An 18,226-nucleotide genomic window follows, 5' to 3' on the forward strand; every position below is an offset into this window, starting at 1 on the left:
CGTGTTATAATGTTTTATATGTAGTACATTATTAATTTTGTTAGTCCCGACATATAAAACATGATAATGCTGATTGCAAGTAAATTGCTCATAAAATGTCGTCGATAAAACTGTCATTCCGCATTTGTTGACCAAAGGAAATATCAATTTAAAGGAGAGATAAACGTGGATATAGCTACATTAGGTTCAGTTCTTCTAGGTTTGGCAATGGTACTTTTAGGTATCGCGACTGCCGGTGGTCTTCAATCAATTCCTAGCTACATTGATATTCCATCTGTAGCTATTACCTTTGGTGGTGCATTCGCTGCAACACTTGGTACGAAGACAATGGATGGCTTCGTAAGCGGTATTAAGACATTTGGTATGGCTATGAAGCTTCCGAACATGGATATGTCTGCTATGATCAAGCAGATAATTGACTTATCTAATACAGCAAGAAAAGAAGGTCTTCTTGCTTTGGAAGAAGCATCCAGTAATATCGAAGATCCTCTTTTGAAAAAAGGATTGCTCCTTACAGCCGATGGTACAGAACCAGAGCTTGTAAGAGGTATTCTTGAAGCAGAGATTAGTTCAATCGACGGACGACATAAAGAAAATATTAAGTTCTGGGAAGACTTGGCTGCCCAAGGTCCTTCATGGGGTATGATCGGAACTCTCGTAGGTCTTGTTAATATGCTTAAGAACATGTCCGATGCTTCATCTATCGGTCCTTCTATGGCCACAGCCCTTTTGACAACACTGTACGGTTCACTTCTTGCTAACTGGATTTGTTTCCCGATTGCAGAAAAACTTAAATTTGATAATGGATCAGAGTTAACATATAAATCGGTAATGATAGAAGGTATTCTTTCTATTCAAGCTGGTGAAAACCCGCGTGTAACAGAAGAAAAACTTAAAGCATTCCTTAATCCTTCTCAGAGACAGGCTTATGAAGCAGCTAATGGTGAAGGTGGAGGAGGCTGAGAACAGGACACTCCTTTGTTTAGAATAGCTTTTATTGGAGATTTCAATGAAGAAAAAAGAAGAAGAAGTCAAAAAAGGTTTGCCTGCCTGGCAAGGTACATTTGGCGATCTTATGAATTTGCTACTTTGCTTCTTCGTACTTCTGTTTTCTATGTCTACTATGGACGCTGCAAAGTACGAGGAGGTTGCTGCTTCCTTTAGTTCGGCTTTTGGTATTTTAACAGGAGGTCAGGGCGCATTAGGAGATGGTGCTTTAATTGGTGATGGTATTTCACAGCTCAACAATCTTGGAACTATGTCTTCTTCAATGGGTAAAAAGACATCAGGTGAAGCTACAGAGGATAATGATTCCAAAGAAGGTGATAAATCACAGGCCCAGATGGAAGTAGAACAGGAACAGCTTGAAGCTTCAGAGAATCTGGCAAGTCAGGTTACAGAAAGTCTTCAGAAAGATATGACAGAGCAGGAAAAACAGGAGCTTACAGAGGAAGAAGTCATATCTGATGTTACGCTAAATTATACGAGTCAATATGTACAGCTTACAATTAACGGTTCAATTTTATTTGATTCAGGTAGTGCAGAAGTTAAGAACGATGCTCATGGCGTTTTAAATAAGGTTGGAGCAGTTCTTGAAACTTTCGCAGGAGGCACTATTGAAATAGAAGGTCATACTGATAATGTCCCTATTAAGAATTCAAAGTTTGCCAGCAATGATGAACTATCAGATGCGAGAGCCAGATCAGTCTTCTATTACCTGATAAAAAATACTGGTCTTGACCCGGCTAATATCAAGCATGCAGGTCGTGGAGATTATGTTCCTGTGGCTGATAACAAAACCGCAGAAGGAAGAGCCAAGAACAGAAGAGTAGAAATTAGGATTTATAATCCTCTAAGTCCTAACTATTAAAAAGATGGAGGCTGAACATGAAAAGAAACTTGCTATCAATCATTATATTGGCGTTGCTTTTAGTCAATATTGTAATGAGTGCTATTATGTTGATTTCTGTGATGAATACAAATCAGAAGACAGCTGATGTCATCAGTAAAATTGCAGAATCACTCGAGATTGAAACAACTTCTAATAATTCAGGAGCATCTTCATTTGGAAGAGATGCTCAGGATATCCCGGCATCCGAGTCAGCGAACTATGAGATTAAGGAGTTGACACTTGCACTTTCGGATGGAAATTATCTTCAGTGCAGTGTTGTATTCTCAATGGATACACAGGCAGCAGATTACGCCACAATGGGAACAAGCGATACTCTTTCAGGAGCAGAGAGTAAGATAAAATCCATTATTACAGATGTGGTAAGTTCCTACTCAATTGATACTGTATCTTCCAGCAAAAAAGAAATAGAGAAAGCTATTTTGGAGAGAATGCAGGAATACTTTAAATCAACATTTATTTATGAGGTCAGCTTTAGCCAGTTTATTCCTGTTAAGACCTGATTTGGTAGCTAATAACAAGGTGATTCATGAAAACCTAAGGCAGGTGAGAAGATTTGAGTGAAGTCCTTTCGCAAAATGAGATAGACAACCTACTAGCAGCTTTATCTAGCGGTGAAGTAGATGTTGAGGAGATGTCAAAAGGGGATGAAAAGAAAGTCAAAGATTATGACTTTAAACGTCCTGCCAAGTTCTCGAAAGAACACCTGAGAACGCTGGAAATAATTTTTGAACATTATGGGCGACTCCTTGCTACGACACTTCCTTTGTACCTTAGAAAAAATGTACAGGTTTCGGTTGAAAACTCAGAAACAGTTACATTTTCTGAATTTTCAAATGCTTTGAGTAACCCTGTAATACTTGGAATTGTAAATTTTCATCCACTCCAAGGCCAGATTGTTGTTGAACTACAGTCAAATGTTGGATTTGCATTCATTGATCGAATGCTTGGCGGAGAAGGAAATGGAATAGATAAGCCAAGAGCATTTACAGATATTGAGATGCCTCTTATCGAAAAGCTTATGACAATCTGTATTCAACAGATGATTGAACCTTGGGAAAACGTATTAGCTATAGATCCTATATTAGATAGAATTGAGACTAACCCGCAGTTTGCACAGGTAATTTCACCAACTGATATGATTGCGATTGTTACGCTTAATATCAAACTTGGTGAAATTGAAGGTCTCATGAATTTCTGTTTACCTTATTTCACTCTTGAGAGTGTAATGGATCACTTGAATACTAAATACTGGTATTCGAGTATGCAGAAACATGCAGAAGAAAATGATACAGTCTACATGGAATCAATGGTTAGAAGAGTAAGGGTTCCAGTTACGGCTGTTCTTGGAAAATGCAGAGTTTCAGTTGCAGATTTTTTGCAGCTTCAAATAGGAGATATTATAAGGGTGGATACGCGTGTAGATAGAGAGATGCATGTGTATGTCGGAGATATTGATAAGTTTACAGCACTACCTGGAACTGTGAATGACAAAAATGCTGTTCGCATAACATCAGTCATAAGAGAGGAGGATTGAGTGGATGGATGGAACGCTGTCGCAGGATGAAATAAATGCCCTGTTAAATGGCATGGATAGCTCTGACAACGCTGCTTCCGATGGTGATGCACAGGGGGGAAGCGATTCGTCCTCAGGAATAGATGAGTCGATTCTTACAGATGTTGAGAAAGACGCCGTTGGCGAAGTTGCAAATATATGTATGGGCTCTTCAGCCACAACATTGTTTTCGTTGCTGAACCAAAAAGTCAGCATTACGACACCACGGGTTGAACTTGCTAATTGGGATACTATCATAGAAGACTATGAAAGACCGTGTGTATTTGTTCAGATTAAGTACACAATCGGATTAGACGGTATGAACATCATGATTATGAAAGAACGTGATGTTCTTGTTATCACTGATCTTATGATGGGTGGTGATGGAACTAATATCGAAGGAGAGGTTGGAGAACTGCAGCTTTCCGCTATTTCAGAGGCGATGAACCAGATGATGGGTGCTTCGGCAACATCACTTTCATCCATGATTAACGAAAAAGTTGATATCTCACCGCCTCAGGCGATAAGACTTGCAACCTCTAATACGGATCCGGCTGAAATTGCAGAATTTTTACAACAGACTTTTGTAAAAATAACATTCAGAATGCAGATTGGCGATTTGGTAGATTCAACCATAATGCAGTTGTATCCGGTTGATTTTGCCAAGAGTTTGTATGAAACATTCTCTACAACTCAACCAGATAGTGATTCATCTTCGTCTCCGCCTCCTGCACCAGCACCTACACCAGCGCCTTCAGCTCCACCGCCGATGGCAATGGATCCGATGATGCAACCACAAATGGCTATGCCTCAGATGGGAATGCCTCAAATGGCACCGATGCAAAATATGAATGTACAACCAGCTCAATTTCAAACATTTAATCCAAATACACTTATTGGTCCGGGTGGAGAGAATATTTCTCTTATTAAAGACGTACCACTTGAAGTAACGGTAGAACTCGGCAGAACACATAAGCCGATTTCTGATATCCTGGATTTTGCTCCGGGAACGATTATAGAACTTGATAAGATTGCAGGCGAACCTGTTGACGTGCTTGTTAACGGCAAGTTCGTAGCAAAAGGTGAAGTAGTAGTAATCGAAGAAAGCTTCGGAGTAAGAGTAACAGAGATAATAAAGTAAACCAGACTCATAAAAAGAATGGAGAGTAACGATGGCACAGAATGTTTTAATTTGCGATGATGCAGCATTTATGAGAATGATGATCAAGGATATCCTCAGCAAGAATGGCTACAACGTAGTCGGCGAAGCTGAGAATGGTGCTAAAGCTGTTGAGAAATACAATGAGCTTAAGCCTGATTTGGTGCTTATGGATATCACCATGCCTGAGATGGATGGAATCCAGGCGCTTAAGAAAATTAAAGAAGGTGATGCAAACGCAAAGGTAATCATGTGCTCTGCAATGGGTCAGCAGGCTATGGTAGTTGAAGCAATTCAATCAGGTGCAAAGGATTTCATTGTTAAGCCATTCCAGGCTGATCGTGTTCTCGAAGCTGTAAAAAAGGTTATTGGCTAAATGGACGCGAGCTCATTTGCTCAGTTTTTTACCGTCATTCTCCTATTTGTCCTTGTGCTTGGGTTAACGGCATTTGCAACAAAAAAGATTGCAGGATTCCAGAGAACCCATGCACAAGGCACTAATATTGAAATCATTGAATCTTATCGTCTGTCACAGACTAAGGTTATTGAAATTGTTCGGCTAGGTTCAAAATACGTAGCCATTTGTGTATGCCAGGATACTGTGACAAAGCTTTGTGATCTTTCATCCGAGGACGTGGAAGCTTTCGAGGTAAAAAGTGATAAGAATAGCTTTGATTCTTTATTCAGGAGAATAAAAGGTGAAGTAAGTTCTGATGTGGATGCAGGGACACTACAAAATTCGCAAAGTAAAAAGGATGGGGATCTGACCGATATATGAGTAATCATAAGGGTACGGAAAGTCTAAAAAAATTATGGATTAAGGCACTTATGTCTACGGCAATGCTAGCTATACTTGTGCTTATCCTTGGTGGTATCACATCAACTGTATCCTATGCTACAGAAAAAGGCTCTACAATTGTAAATGATACAACCCCTACAGATCCTACAAGAGATCGAAAGAGTAATCTGACTGGTTCTAAAAAGGAAAGAACAAATGTTAATGAACCCGGAACCGCAAAAGATGAAGAGGATCTGAAAAAACTAAATATTGCTAATACAGTTACTGTTACCTATGACAATGGTAACGGTTCTTTAAATGGCAGTTTGCGAATACTTCTGACGCTCACACTTATTTCACTTGCTCCAACTCTTATTATTATGGTGACGTCATTTACGCGTATCATCATAGTTCTTCATTTTACAAGAACAGCCCTTAATACGCAGACTGCACCACCTAATATGGTACTTGTAGGTCTTGCGCTTTTTCTGACTTTCTATATTATGCAGCCTACAATAAATGCTATTTATACTAATGCTTATGTTCCTTTTGAAAGCGGGAGGATAGATCAGGAGCAGGCTATTGAAGCAGCAATTACTCCCATAAGAGAATTCATGTATCCACAAACTCAGAGAAAAGATGTGGAAATGTTCATGGAAATCAGCGATCAGAAATGGGATGGTACTCTTGAGAATATTCCTACAACAATATTAATACCAAGCTTTATGGTAAGTGAACTTAGATCAGGATTCATTATAGGTTTTTTGATTTATGTTCCTTTTATAGTTATTGATATGGTAGTTGCATCAGTACTTATGAGTATGGGTATGATGATGTTGCCTCCTACTACAATTTCCATGCCATTTAAGATTCTTTTGTTTATTCTTGCAGATGGCTGGAATCTTATTATAGGAAATGTAGTAAGAACGTTTTATTAGCAGAGGATTAAAAAAGGAGAAATGGCGTATGGATGTAGATATAGTAAGCCAAATCATTAGAGAGGCGTTATATTTGGTAATTCAGGTTTCTGCGCCTATACTTCTTATAAGTATGTGTGTAGGTCTATGCGTTTCTATTTTCCAAACGATGACCTCTATTCAGGAGCAGACATTAACATTCGTTCCTAAAGTTCTCGTTACATTTATTACCATTATCCTTCTTGGTAACTGGATGGGCACTAGAATAACAGACTATATGACGAAACTTTGGGGGAATTTTACTTTGTATATAAGGTGATATTTTTTAATACAAGGATTTGGGGAAATGATAGATTATTCTTTTTCATACGGTGATTTAGAATATTTTTTATTGATACTGATACGGGTGTCTGCATTTGTGTATGTAGCACCCTTTTTCTCGATTAAAGGGATTCCGAGGCTTATGAAAGTGGGATTTTCTGTCTTATTGAGCATGATGCTCTATGATGTAGTCCCTAGAGAAAGTATTGTATACAGTGATGTGTTAGGATATGCATTTTTGGTGGCAAAAGAAGTATTTGCCGGAGTGACATTGGGATTTTCTGCCCAGATTTGTATTCTTATATGTACATTTTCAGGACATATAGTTGATATGATGACTGGCCTTTCTATGGTGTCCATCATGGATCCTTCATCCAATCAGCAGGTTACAATAACAGGCGCATTGTATCAGCAGGTTATGATGGTAATACTGGTAATAACCGGAATGTATAGATTTCTGATAAGAGCTATTGCGGATTCTTTTATTGTTATTCCTGTCAATGGAACAGTGATTAATTCCGGAAAGCTTTTAACAGTTATAACTGAGTTCTTGAGAGATTATGTCATTATAGGTTTTAGAATAACACTTCCTGTTTTTATCATCATGTTTACAATGAATATTGTACTTGGTGTTTTAGCTAAAGTTTCTCCTCAACTGAATATGTTTGCAGTTGGTATTCAGATTAAGATTTTAGTGGGGCTTAGCATTATGTTTCTTACTTGCGGAATGCTAGGCAGCGCAGCAGATTTTATTTTTTCTACTATGAAAACTTTGATGCAGGAGTTTGCGTATGGATTACAGCCTTAGGCTTTCCTACAATCTACAGTTCTTTGCAAAAGAAGGCCCTGGCGGTGAGAAAACCGAAGAGCCTACTTCTAAACGTCTTGGTGATGCCAGAAAAAAAGGTCAGGTAGCCAAGAGTCAGGAGATAACTGTAGCTGCTGATTTGTTTGCTTTTTTTATATTGCTAAAAGTTTTTTCAGATATCCTTGGTAACAGAATAATAAATATTTTTAGAAGGTCTTATAACGATATTCCAGATCATATGAAGCAAATTAATGGAAGAATGCCGTTTAAGACCATGCATACAGAACTTGTAAGAATACTTTTGGAGGTATTGATTACAGCTGCACCTTTTTTTATAGCAGGTGTGGTGCTGGCTCTTTTGTGTAATTACATTCAGTTTGGATTTAAGGTTGTAACAGAACCATTGAAGCCAAAGCCTGATAAGTTTAATCCTATCAATGGTCTTAAGAGAATTTTTTCAATGCAGTCTATCTTTAATCTTATTAAATCTCTTTTGAAAATAACATTGATAAGTGCGATGGTGTTTATAACACTTACCAGAAGAAAAGAGTCAATTTTTCTACTATATGGAATATCGCTTAATCAGGGAATCTCTCTTATGTGGGATATCATGATTGAAGTAGGAATACGATGTGCGGCAGTTTATATGATAGTGGCATTTATAGATTTCGTTTATCAGAAACATAAATTCCACGAAGATATGAAGATGACTAAACAGGAAGTAAAGGATGAATATAAAGACTCTGAAGGTGATCCTCAGATAAAGGCAAAGCAGAAACAGAAAATGCGTGAGCAGTCAATGCGAAGGATGATGAAAGAATTGCCAAAGGCAGATGTAGTAATCACTAACCCAACGCATATAGCTGTTGCACTAAGTTACCATGAAGGAGAAGATATAGCCCCTAGAGTAGTAGCTAAAGGAGAAGATTTCCTTGCGAAGAAAATTAAAGACGCTGCTAAAGAACATGGAATTGAAATTGTAGAAAACAAACCACTAGCCAGAATGCTCTATGCAAACGTTGACGTAAACGAATTCATACCACCAGAACTTTATAAAGCAGTGGCAGAAGTACTCGCATACGTATATAAGCTTAAAGGCAAGGTATGACTTCTTGTCACTTACATTCAGAAACTCGCATTTACTGCGAGTTTCGTGAGAACAAAAGTCAAGTGGCAAACTGGTCCAAGACGAAGCCTTTTCAAATGGACAGTTTGCGTAGTTTTTGGAACGTAGTGACAAAAAACTATAGAATCATATCGAAAATAACGAAAGAATTCTTTAGTGATAAATGTTTAAAATATCGTTAATTTACGATGCAAAATTTAGGAAAATTTGATAAAATAATGATAAAGGGTTGAAAATCAAAATAAAGCATGTTTACATGCGCTTTATTTTGATTTTACAATCCGAATATTTTTCTTTTTATTACTCCAGATAGAAATCCAAGGAAGGGGGTGAAAGTATGGATACAGTCAAGCTCCGCAATGTGTTAATGGACTATGGTGTTGCTTTATATGTTGTATCAGCTCTTGTCATGCTTATCATACCAATTCCTACCATTTTGATGGACATATTGTTGGCAGTTGATCTTTCCATTGCTTTTGCAATTCTTTTTAATGCGATGTATGCCAAAGAAGCTCTGGATATGAGCTTTTATCCAACTCTTTTGTTGATGACCACAGTGTTCCGTATCGCTCTTAACGTATCCTCAACTAGACTTATTCTTACACAGGGAAATGCTGGTGAAGTTATCACAGTATTTGGTAATTTCGTAGGCGGCGGTGATTTAATAGTCGGAATCATTGTCTATATTATTCTTGTTATTGTTCAGTTTGTTGTTATCAACAAAGGTTCAGAACGAGTAGCAGAAGTTACAGCCAGATTCACTCTCGATGCTATGCCTGGTAAGCAGATGGCGATTGATGCAGATTTGAATACAGGTGCAATCGATGACAAGGAAGCAAAACAAAGGCGAGAACATCTGCAGCAGGAAGCAAGCTTTTTCGGTAACATGGATGGTGCTACCAAATATGTAAAAGGAGATGCAGCCGCAGGTCTTATTATAACAGTTATTAACCTTGTTGGCGGTATTCTCATGGGAATGACTAGAATGGGGCTTACTGCTGGAGAAGCTGCTGATAAATTTTGCATCCTGACAATAGGTGATGGTCTTGTTTCTTCAATTCCATCACTTTGTACATCACTCGCAACAGGTGTACTTGTAACAAAGGGAGCCGGAGAATCAGATTTTGGACATACGCTTATTAAACAGGTATTTGGACTTCCAAAAGTTATGATTCTAGTGGGTGCAGTAGTTGCCTTTTTGGGTGTTTTTTCACCACTTCCGTGGCCAGTTTATTGTTCAATAGGTATTCTGTATATTCTAGGCGGCCGAATGATGCAAAAGACAATTGAAAAATCCACAGTTGAGATGCAGGTGGAAGAAAGTGAGCAAACCCAGGCAGAAGAAATAAGGCAACCTGAAAATGTCAATTCACTTCTTCAGGTTGATCCAATCGAATTGGAATTTGGATATGGAATTATTCCACTTGCTGATATCAATCAGGGCGGTGATTTACTTGACCGAGTGGTTATGATTAGAAGGCAGATAGCCTTAGAACTAGGAACAGTTGTTCCTATTATAAGACTTAGAGATAATATTCAGCTTAATCCTAATCAGTACATTATTAAGATTAAGGGAATTCAAATAAGTGAAGGCGAGATATTATTTGATCACTACATGGCAATGAATCCTGGAAGTGTCAAAGAAGAAATAACAGGTATACCAACATTCGAACCTTCCTTCCATCTACCTGCGATATGGATTACTGAAAGCCAGAGAGAGAGAGCAGAAGCGCTAGGTTATACAGTAGTTGATCCTCCTTCCATAATAGCAACACATTTGACAGAAATAATAAGAGAACATATCGCAGAACTTCTTACAAGGCAGGATGTTCAGAATCTTATTAATAACCTTAAAGAAAATAATGGTGCTGTTGTTGAAGAACTCGTACCAAAACTTATGACTATTGGTGAAATTGAAAGAGTTCTTAAGAATCTTTTGTCAGAGGGCATATCTATACGAGATCTTGTATCAATTTTTGAAACGCTTGCAGATTATGCCGCGACGACTAGAGATACAGATATTTTAACAGAATATGTAAGACAGGGACTTAAACGAGCAATATCTTCGAAGTACTTTACAGATGAAGATTCTACAAATGTAGTAACACTTGATCCTATGCTTGAACAGGAAATAATGAGTTCAGTAAAACAGTCAGAAAGCGGCTCTTACCTTACTCTTGATCCGGAGAGAACCAGAGCAATATTAAAGAGTGTAAAAGTTCAGGCAAAGAAACTCGAAGATACAGGAAGAATTCCTATTGTAATGACATCACCTATTGTACGTATGTATTTCAGAAAACTTTCAGAGGAATCTTTCCCTGATTTAGTAGTAATCAGTTATAACGAAGTTGATACAAATATTAAAATTCAGTCAGTTGGTATGATAACTGCGTAAAGAGGGCGTGACGGGCATGATCATAAAAAAATTTGTAGGAAAAACTGAAGAAGAGGCAACACAGCAGGCGAAAGATGAGCTTGGAGAAAGCATTGTGATCATGAATGTCAAGCTGATTAGAAAAGGCGGCTTTTTCTCATTCTTATCTAAGCCAAAAACCGAAGTTACTGTTGCCAAAGAAGAAGAGGATGTGATGAAAAGTATTACTAACAAGAAGAACTCACATCCTGAAGAAAAAATAATAGAAAAAGAAGACTTTAGTTCAGTGAAGGTAAGCGGGCCGCATATTTCTTCTATAGATATTAAAGTCGGAGAAGAAAGTGATGAAGAGATTAGCCGCAGAAAAGCTGAAGAAGAAAAAGAAATTCGTGAAAGACGTGCAAAAGAGAAAGAAAAAGCTCTAAAAGAAGTTTCTTTGCGTGCAAAAGAAAAAGAAATATCAGGAAACAGTGATGCAGGCAAAAAACTGGCACAGGCTTCAAAAGAGGGAATTATTCCTCCTCTTAAAGTTGGCAAAGCCAAAATGTCAGAATCAAGACAGGCTACCATGGAAATTCCAGACAAGGATCCATATTTTAATAATCTTTCTATAAATGACATAGTTAACTCTGAGAAAAACATGGTAAATGCGGACAAAGATCAAGCTAAAATTATTGAAGAAAAGCTTGATAGTCTTCACCATCTTCTCGAAAAGAGCATGGGAGAGTCAGGAAAGACTACTGAGAAAAAAGAAGAAAAAACTTTTAATACTATTACAGAATCAGACAATGAAAGTGTTAATGAAGATGACGAAACAAAGTCTTTTGTGAAAGTACTTCGTAATACACTTATTGAGAATGAAGTCGATGAGAAAAATGCTGATGAATTAATAAAAGATGTAGAAAGAATTGCAAAACCTGATATGCCTATGGAATATTTGCTTGCTAATGTATATCAGAAGATGGTTTTGAGGTTTGGCGATTCAGTTAAGATAGTACCGGCCGAGAATACAGCGAAGGGACTTATTTTTGTTGGGCCAACCGGAGTTGGAAAAACGACTACAATTGCCAAACTTGCTTCATTTTTTAGTGTAACTCAGCACAAAAAAGTGGCACTTTTGACAGTAGATACATACAGAGTTGCAGCAGCAGAGCAGCTTAGAACCTATGCGTCTATTCTCGAAATACCATTTAGAGTTATTTATTCTGTGGAAGAACTTGAACAGGCGATAAAAGATTATATTGATGTTGATTATATTATGGTAGATACTGCCGGTCATTCTATTAAGAATGAAGAACAAAAAGAAGATGTTGAAAATTATGTGAAGTGTCTTGAACAAAATATTGATACCGATGTATTCCTTGTAATGAGCGCAACTACAAAGTATCGTGATCTTATCGGTATTGCGGATGCTTACAAAAATGCTTTTGAGTATAAGCTTATTTTTACCAAAATGGATGAAACAGGTAGTGCAGGAAATCTTTATAATCTTCGTATTTATACGGAAAAACCCATGTCTTATATCACAGATGGACAGAATGTTCCAGATGATATAGCCATTTTTGATGCACAAAAAGTGGTTAAGAGTCTTTTAGGTGGAGGAAGTGAGACTGAGGAAGAAGAGTCATAAGACAAGTGTACGTGAAAAAGTAAAGCACCTATTATTCTAAGAAAAGTGGGGACCGGAAAATATGGATCAGGCGACACAGCTTCGTAATATCATAAAATGCGCTAGCCTGGAGGCGGGCAGAGCATCAAGACCTCTGGCAAGAGTTATCACTGTAACTAGTGGAAAAGGGGGGGTTGGTAAAAGTAATGTTGCTATAAATCTTGCTATCCAGTTTAGGAAAATGGGGCAGAGAGTAATTATTCTGGATGCAGATTTCGGGCTGGCTAATATTGAGGTTATGTTCGGTGCAGTTCCTAAACATAATCTTGGAGATTTGATTTATCAAGATAAAAAGATAAAAGAAGTTATAACCTGGGGGCCAATGGGCGTTGGTTTTATCTCCGGAGGATCAGGAATTTCAGGTATGTATAACCTTTCTAGAGATTATTTGGTAAAAATCATTGTAAATCTTGCGGAATTGGATGCAATTGCCGATACAATAATTGTAGATACCGCTGCGGGTATTTCTGATGCAGTTTTGGAGTTCCTTGTAGCAAGTGGTGAAATCATACTTGTTACAACCCCTGAACCTACATCTATTACGGATTCGTATTCTTTGCTGAAAGCACTTAACGCTCATCCTCGTTTCAGTCCGGATGAAACAGTTATAAAGACTGTATCTAACAGGGTTGAAACAGAAGAAGAGGGAGAACAATTGTATCACAAGCTAAGTACAGTTGTGAGTCGTTATTTAAAACTTCCAATGATTTATTTGGGTTATATTCCTCAGGATGAACTTTTAGTTAAGGCAATTATGCAGCAGTCACCTATTTCGATTACGAACCCGAATGCAAGATCTGCTAAAGCGTTTGAACACATTGCAGCAGAACTAACAGGACCTTCATCTAGCATCAGGGAAGTAAAACCGCGTGGAATGGCAGCTTTCTTTTCTCATATAGTAAAAGGCAGAAAGCTAGATTCTGATGCGCAGACTCAGAAAGATAACTCTGCTGTATCATAAATTAAAAGTGGCTTAGAAACTGTGCCAGGGAGTGATTTTATGTTATCTGATTACATTTGCCCCGGAAATCGTATTGAATTGCAAGGCGTGACAGTCAATCCGGAAACTGGTGAAGAAGAAAAGAAAATATATGTAAGCGAAGTATATGATATTATCACGGATGAACGCATTGATTTAATGATGCCGCTTGAAAAAGGTCAGCTTCGTCTTCTTCCTGTTGATGCACGTTATCAGATTGTTTTTTATGGAAAAAAAGGTCTGTACGAGTGCGATGGAATCATTTCTGACAGATATCGTTCCAACAATATTTTTATTCTGACAATGGATCTTTTGTCTCCACTGAAAAAGTTACAACGCAGGGAATATTATAGATTTACCTGCGTTATCGACATGAAGATAAGGCAACTTCGTGACAATGAAAGAAAATTATTGCAAGCCAATAGGTATTTTCCGATTAACAAAACTGAACCAATGGATGATGCCACTATCGTTGATATCAGTGGTGGTGGTATGAGGATGATTTCCAAAATCAGGTATGATGAAAATGTCTGGGCATACGTTACATTTGAGCTTCCTAATGGTTCATCACCACAAAAATTTCAGATGTTCACGAGAATGCTTCGTGTATCAGAACTTGAGAATAGACCTGGATTTTTTGAACATCGTATGCAGTTTATTATAATTGATGAGGAACGAAGAGAGGATATTATTCATTATATATTTGAAGAAGAACGCAGGATGATGCGCAGACGATAGATTGTATCTATTTTGAGACGAAAAAACGTCTAAGAATGGAGAAAAAATGAAAAAAATTTTTTTGGTTGATGACTCTGCACTCATGCGAAGTGTGTTAAGTGATATTATAAACTCAGATGGAAGGTTTCAGGTAGTAAAAAGCGCAAAGGATGGTGAAGAAGCACTTTCTATACTGCAAAAAGAGGCTTCATCCTTTGATGTAATGGTACTTGATGTTAATATGCCACGAATGAATGGAATAGATCTTTTGAAATGTATTAATAAAGAGTCTATTCGAATAAAGACAATGATGTCAAGTACGGATACAAAAGAAGGTGCAAAAGTAACATTAGATGCACTGGATTTAGGAGCTATTGATTTTGTTCATAAGCCTGACAGGGCTAGCGCATGTAAAACAGAAGATTTTGCAAAAGAATTTCTTTCTACACTAGATGCGGTTTGTAGTAGTAGAATACCAACCACACCTATTCGTAAACCGGTAAAAAACGAAGAAAAAGAGAAAGAGAAAGATAAGGCAATCTTGAATGTGATTAAAAAGCATACTAGTAGTATAACTGGCAAAAAGTTAGTTGCTATAGCATCATCAACAGGTGGGCCTAGAGCACTACAGGCAGTTATCCCTAAACTTCCTAAAAATTTAAAAGCACCTGTTATACTGGTACAGCACATGCCTGTAGGATTCACAGCTTCATTGGCATCAAGACTTGATTCATTATCAGAACTTACTGTAAAAGAAGCTGCAGAAGGCGATGTGCTAGAGGCAGGTACTGTGTATATTGCAAAAGGCGGAATACACATGTACATTGAGAACACTGTGGGTAAATCAGTTATACATTTAAAAGATGGTCCTACGCGAGAAGGTGTTAAGCCGAGTGCCAATAACATGTATGAATCCCTTATGGATTCAAGATATGATGAGATTGTTTGCGTAGTCTTAACCGGAATGGGTGCTGACGGAACAGAAGGAATAAAGAATCTCAAAACAAAGAAAAGAGTTCATGTCATTTCTCAGGATGAGGCATCGTGTACTGTATATGGTATGCCAAGGGCAGTAGCGGTTGCGGGACTATCTGATCAGGTAGTTTCGTTAAATGATGTGGCACAGGAAATAGTTATGAACGTCGGCGTGAATTAATAAGGCGAGAAACGTCGGCATTACAAGGAGGGTAAATTTTTATGGATACATCTCAATATCTTGGCGTATTTCTCGATGAGGCAAAAGAGCATATTCAGACGCTCAATGACTCAATTATGACTCTTGAGGACGATCCTACTAATGAGGATTGTATTAATGAAATCTTCCGATCTGCTCACTCTATGAAGGGTATGGCAGGTACTATGGGCTATAAGCGTATGCAGCAGCTTACCCATGATATGGAAGATGTCTTTTCTGACGTTCGTAATGGTACTCTTAAAGTTGATTCTAATATGACAGATACTCTTTTCAAGTGTCTTGATGCTGTACAGGCATATGTAGACAATGTTGAAGAGACTCAGGATGAAGGTACAAATGATAATGAAGAGCTTATTAAAGCTCTTGCAGATATAAGAGCAGGTAAGAGCGGAGGCGGCGGTGCAGCGCCAGCACCAGCAAAGGAAGCAGCGCCGGCAGCTGAGGCAGCGCCAGCACCAGCAGCTGAGGCAGCACCGGCTGGAATAAATTTTAAAACAATGCGAATCGACCCAAGTGCAAAGACTACACTTGAGCAGGGCATTGCAGAAGGCAAGAAAGTATTTGGACTTAATGTTAAGATTGCCGATACATGTCTTTTAAAAGCAGCGAGAGCTTTTCTTGTATTTAAAGACCTTGAAGATATAGGTGAAATTATAGCTTCAGATCCTAATACACAGGATATTGAAGATGAGAAATTTGATCATACATTTGCTGTTTTGGTAATTACTGATGAAGAGGAACCTGATAAAGTTGCTGAAATCGCAAAGAATGTTTCTGAAATAGAGTCTGTTGAAATAGGTGAGGTTGATGCTAAGTCTATTAAGACAACAGAAGATCCTGTAGAGGCAGCAGAAGCAGCACCGGCACCAGCAAAGGAAGCACCAGCAGCGCCGGCACCGACACCGGCACCAGCACCAGCAGCAAAGGCAGCACCAGCGCCAGCAGCAAAAGCAGCGCCGGCACCAGCAGCCGCAGCAAAGAAGCCTGCTGGGAAACCGGTAGTTAACCGAACAGTCCGTGTAGATATTGAAAAACTTGATAGTCTTATGAACCTTGTGTCTGAGCTTATCATTGCCAAGAATTCACTTATAAGTGCGGCTAGCTCGGCAGGTCTTGCAGATGGAAATGTTAATGAACAGATTGAATATCTTGAATCAGTTACAACAAATCTTCATGAATCAGTTATGAAGGTTCGAATGGTTCCTATTGAATCTGTACTGCAGAAATTCCCACGTATGATACGTGACCTTAATAAGACACTTAATAAGAAAATGGTTCTCACCATGACTGGTGAAGATACAGAAATGGATAGAACCGTTGTAGATGAAATCGGTGATCCTCTCATGCACTTGCTTAGAAACAGTGCTGACCATGGTATTGAAGGAGATGCACAGATTCGTCTTAACAACGGAAAATCTGAAGAAGGACATATTTTCCTTAACGCATTCCAGGATGGAAACTCTGTTGTTATCGAAGTTGGTGACGATGGTAATGGTATTGATCCTGAAGCTGTTAAGAAGAGAGCTATTGAAAAAGGCGTTGTAACGGAAGCTGAAGCAGCTGCAATGACAGAACAGCAGTGCATAGAGCTTTTGTTCCATCCTGGTTTCTCAACAGCTAAAGTCGTAAGTGAAATATCAGGTAGAGGTGTTGGACTTGACGTTGTAAAGAGTAAGGTTGAATCACTTTCTGGCACAGTATCTGTAAAGAGCAAACTTGGAGAAGGATCTACTTGGACAATTAGACTTCCTCTTACACTTGCTATTATTCAGGGTCTTATGGTTGAAGTTGGCGGAGAAAAATATGCTATTCCGCTTGACTCTATCGAGATTATTGAGAATGTACCTGTATCTGAAATCAAACTTGTATCTAATAAGGAAGTTATCAACCTTCGTGGAACAGTTACACCTCTTATTCGCATGAATCAGGTACTTGATAATGAATCTGAGAGCGATCCTAATGAAGATATGATAGTTGTTATCGTTAAGAAGGGCAATCAGAGAGTTGGACTTGTTGTTGATAAGATGGACGGACAGCAGGAAATCGTTATTAAGCCTCTTGGTAAGTTCATTAATAAGTGCAAGTTTATCAGCGGTGCGACTATCCTTGGTGATGGTGAAATTGCTCTTATTCTTGATACAAATGCCATTGCATAAACGAAAAATGTTTTTGCTAAATCAGTTGTAAGAAAGGATAAATTGTTATGAATGAACTTAGAGATATAGAGGATATAGGCGAAATCGTGCAGTATATCATCATCAAACTTGGTGACGAACAGTATGGAATTGATATTAAGTTTATCGATAATATAGTTCGTATGCAGCAGATAACAAGAGTACCAAAAGTTGATAACTATTTCCGTGGAGTTATAAATATTCGAGGTTCTATTGTACCTGTTATGAGCATTAGACTAAAAATGGGAATGGAACCAGATGTTCTTACGGATAAGAGCAGAATTATCATCATCAAGATGGATGAAGGCGAACTTTTAGGTATTATTGTAGATCAGGTAGAACAGGTTATGAATATCGGCAACAAGAATATTGATAAGCCTTCTGTTGATAAGAAGAAAGAAAAGGGTGATTTTGTAAGCGGAGTTGGTAAATATGATGGTGGTCTTGTTTCTATTCTTGACCTTACAGCTCTTAATCCTGACTACGACAAAGAACGCAAAGAGGCCTAAAAGTTTTAAATCTTTATTTTCATTAAAAAGAAATTG

18 protein-coding genes are annotated in these 18,226 nt (G+C 38.2%); all 18 read left to right on the forward strand.

Annotated elements, in window-relative coordinates:
* The first annotated feature begins 165 nt into the window (after positions 1–165).
* The 18 genes from G634_RS0104305 (at position 166) to G634_RS0104390 (ending at position 18,190) form a co-directional block, all read left to right on the forward strand.
* Positions 166–963 carry a motility protein A gene (locus tag G634_RS0104305; protein WP_026504248.1) on the forward strand — a complete coding sequence of 266 codons (798 nt, stop codon included), beginning with the start codon at positions 166–168 and terminating at the stop codon, positions 961–963.
* 46 nt (positions 964–1,009) lie between these two features.
* The gene (locus tag G634_RS0104310) at positions 1,010–1,870 is read left to right on the forward strand and encodes an OmpA/MotB family protein (protein ID WP_026504249.1); all 861 of its coding nucleotides are present in this window, start codon (positions 1,010–1,012) and stop codon (positions 1,868–1,870) included.
* A gap of 17 nt (positions 1,871–1,887) precedes the next feature.
* On the forward strand, positions 1,888–2,412 hold the full coding sequence (locus G634_RS0104315; RefSeq protein ID WP_026504250.1) for a flagellar basal body-associated FliL family protein: 525 nt from the start codon (positions 1,888–1,890) through the stop codon (positions 2,410–2,412).
* A 53-nt stretch (positions 2,413–2,465) separates the two neighbouring features.
* Positions 2,466–3,446, forward strand: a complete 981-nt coding sequence (fliM, locus tag G634_RS0104320; protein ID WP_026504251.1) for a flagellar motor switch protein FliM — start codon at positions 2,466–2,468, stop codon at positions 3,444–3,446.
* Positions 3,447–3,450: 4 nt separating this feature from the next.
* The gene (fliY, locus tag G634_RS0104325) at positions 3,451–4,605 is read left to right on the forward strand and encodes a flagellar motor switch phosphatase FliY (RefSeq protein WP_026504252.1); all 1,155 of its coding nucleotides are present in this window, start codon (positions 3,451–3,453) and stop codon (positions 4,603–4,605) included.
* A gap of 31 nt (positions 4,606–4,636) precedes the next feature.
* A complete protein-coding gene (locus G634_RS0104330) occupies positions 4,637–4,999 on the forward strand; it encodes a response regulator (protein WP_026504253.1) in 363 nt (120 codons plus the stop codon).
* Positions 5,000–5,401 (forward strand): flagellar biosynthetic protein FliO, encoded by a 402-nt coding sequence (locus tag G634_RS17985; RefSeq protein WP_051233683.1) that lies wholly within the window; start codon positions 5,000–5,002, stop codon positions 5,399–5,401.
* A complete protein-coding gene (fliP, locus tag G634_RS0104340; RefSeq protein ID WP_026504254.1) occupies positions 5,398–6,339 on the forward strand; it encodes a flagellar type III secretion system pore protein FliP in 942 nt (313 codons plus the stop codon). Before G634_RS17985 ends, fliP begins: the two co-directional genes overlap by 4 nt.
* A gap of 28 nt (positions 6,340–6,367) precedes the next feature.
* Positions 6,368–6,637: a flagellar biosynthesis protein FliQ gene (gene fliQ, locus G634_RS0104345; RefSeq protein ID WP_026504255.1), complete on the forward strand. Its 270-nt coding sequence runs from the start codon at positions 6,368–6,370 to the stop codon at positions 6,635–6,637.
* A 27-nt stretch (positions 6,638–6,664) separates the two neighbouring features.
* Positions 6,665–7,447 carry a flagellar biosynthetic protein FliR gene (locus tag G634_RS0104350; RefSeq protein WP_026504256.1) on the forward strand — a complete coding sequence of 261 codons (783 nt, stop codon included), beginning with the start codon at positions 6,665–6,667 and terminating at the stop codon, positions 7,445–7,447.
* Positions 7,431–8,555, forward strand: coding sequence for a flagellar biosynthesis protein FlhB (gene flhB / locus G634_RS0104355; protein ID WP_026504257.1), 1,125 nt, complete (start codon positions 7,431–7,433; stop codon positions 8,553–8,555). The genes G634_RS0104350 and flhB overlap by 17 nt, the downstream gene beginning before the upstream one ends.
* Before the next feature lie 355 nt (positions 8,556–8,910).
* Positions 8,911–10,968: a flagellar biosynthesis protein FlhA gene (flhA, locus tag G634_RS0104360; protein WP_026504258.1), complete on the forward strand. Its 2,058-nt coding sequence runs from the start codon at positions 8,911–8,913 to the stop codon at positions 10,966–10,968.
* 16 nt (positions 10,969–10,984) lie between these two features.
* Positions 10,985–12,577 (forward strand): flagellar biosynthesis protein FlhF, encoded by a 1,593-nt coding sequence (gene flhF, locus G634_RS17990; protein WP_026504259.1) that lies wholly within the window; start codon positions 10,985–10,987, stop codon positions 12,575–12,577.
* Positions 12,578–12,638: 61 nt separating this feature from the next.
* Positions 12,639–13,577 carry a MinD/ParA family protein gene (locus tag G634_RS0104370; RefSeq protein ID WP_026504260.1) on the forward strand — a complete coding sequence of 313 codons (939 nt, stop codon included), beginning with the start codon at positions 12,639–12,641 and terminating at the stop codon, positions 13,575–13,577.
* 39 nt (positions 13,578–13,616) lie between these two features.
* Positions 13,617–14,333, forward strand: coding sequence for a flagellar brake protein (locus G634_RS0104375; RefSeq protein WP_026504261.1), 717 nt, complete (start codon positions 13,617–13,619; stop codon positions 14,331–14,333).
* 46 nt (positions 14,334–14,379) lie between these two features.
* The gene (gene cheB, locus G634_RS0104380; RefSeq protein WP_026504262.1) at positions 14,380–15,468 is read left to right on the forward strand and encodes a chemotaxis-specific protein-glutamate methyltransferase CheB; all 1,089 of its coding nucleotides are present in this window, start codon (positions 14,380–14,382) and stop codon (positions 15,466–15,468) included.
* A 41-nt stretch (positions 15,469–15,509) separates the two neighbouring features.
* Positions 15,510–17,663: a chemotaxis protein CheA gene (locus tag G634_RS0104385; RefSeq protein WP_026504263.1), complete on the forward strand. Its 2,154-nt coding sequence runs from the start codon at positions 15,510–15,512 to the stop codon at positions 17,661–17,663.
* A gap of 47 nt (positions 17,664–17,710) precedes the next feature.
* Complete coding sequence (locus tag G634_RS0104390; protein WP_026504264.1) at positions 17,711–18,190, forward strand: chemotaxis protein CheW; 480 nt, start codon at positions 17,711–17,713, stop codon at positions 18,188–18,190.
* Positions 18,191–18,226: the final 36 nt, after the last annotated feature.

The sequence above is a fragment of the Butyrivibrio sp. NC3005 genome (assembly GCF_000424545.1).
Taxonomy (GTDB): Bacteria; Bacillota; Clostridia; order Lachnospirales; family Lachnospiraceae; genus Butyrivibrio.

Coding starts and splice junctions, on each gene's coding strand:
- G634_RS0104385 (WP_026504263.1), top strand. CDS start 15,510: ATGGATACATCTCAATATCTTGGCGTATTTCTCGATGAGGCAAAAGAG.
- G634_RS0104370 (WP_026504260.1), top strand. CDS start 12,639: ATGGATCAGGCGACACAGCTTCGTAATATCATAAAATGCGCTAGCCTG.
- G634_RS17985 (WP_051233683.1), top strand. CDS start 5,000: ATGGACGCGAGCTCATTTGCTCAGTTTTTTACCGTCATTCTCCTATTT.
- cheB (WP_026504262.1), top strand. CDS start 14,380: ATGAAAAAAATTTTTTTGGTTGATGACTCTGCACTCATGCGAAGTGTG.
- G634_RS0104350 (WP_026504256.1), top strand. CDS start 6,665: ATGATAGATTATTCTTTTTCATACGGTGATTTAGAATATTTTTTATTG.
- G634_RS0104390 (WP_026504264.1), top strand. CDS start 17,711: ATGAATGAACTTAGAGATATAGAGGATATAGGCGAAATCGTGCAGTAT.
- G634_RS0104315 (WP_026504250.1), top strand. CDS start 1,888: ATGAAAAGAAACTTGCTATCAATCATTATATTGGCGTTGCTTTTAGTC.
- G634_RS0104310 (WP_026504249.1), top strand. CDS start 1,010: ATGAAGAAAAAAGAAGAAGAAGTCAAAAAAGGTTTGCCTGCCTGGCAA.
- fliY (WP_026504252.1), top strand. CDS start 3,451: ATGGATGGAACGCTGTCGCAGGATGAAATAAATGCCCTGTTAAATGGC.
- fliQ (WP_026504255.1), top strand. CDS start 6,368: ATGGATGTAGATATAGTAAGCCAAATCATTAGAGAGGCGTTATATTTG.
- flhF (WP_026504259.1), top strand. CDS start 10,985: ATGATCATAAAAAAATTTGTAGGAAAAACTGAAGAAGAGGCAACACAG.
- flhB (WP_026504257.1), top strand. CDS start 7,431: ATGGATTACAGCCTTAGGCTTTCCTACAATCTACAGTTCTTTGCAAAA.
- fliP (WP_026504254.1), top strand. CDS start 5,398: ATGAGTAATCATAAGGGTACGGAAAGTCTAAAAAAATTATGGATTAAG.
- G634_RS0104330 (WP_026504253.1), top strand. CDS start 4,637: ATGGCACAGAATGTTTTAATTTGCGATGATGCAGCATTTATGAGAATG.
- flhA (WP_026504258.1), top strand. CDS start 8,911: ATGGATACAGTCAAGCTCCGCAATGTGTTAATGGACTATGGTGTTGCT.
- G634_RS0104375 (WP_026504261.1), top strand. CDS start 13,617: ATGTTATCTGATTACATTTGCCCCGGAAATCGTATTGAATTGCAAGGC.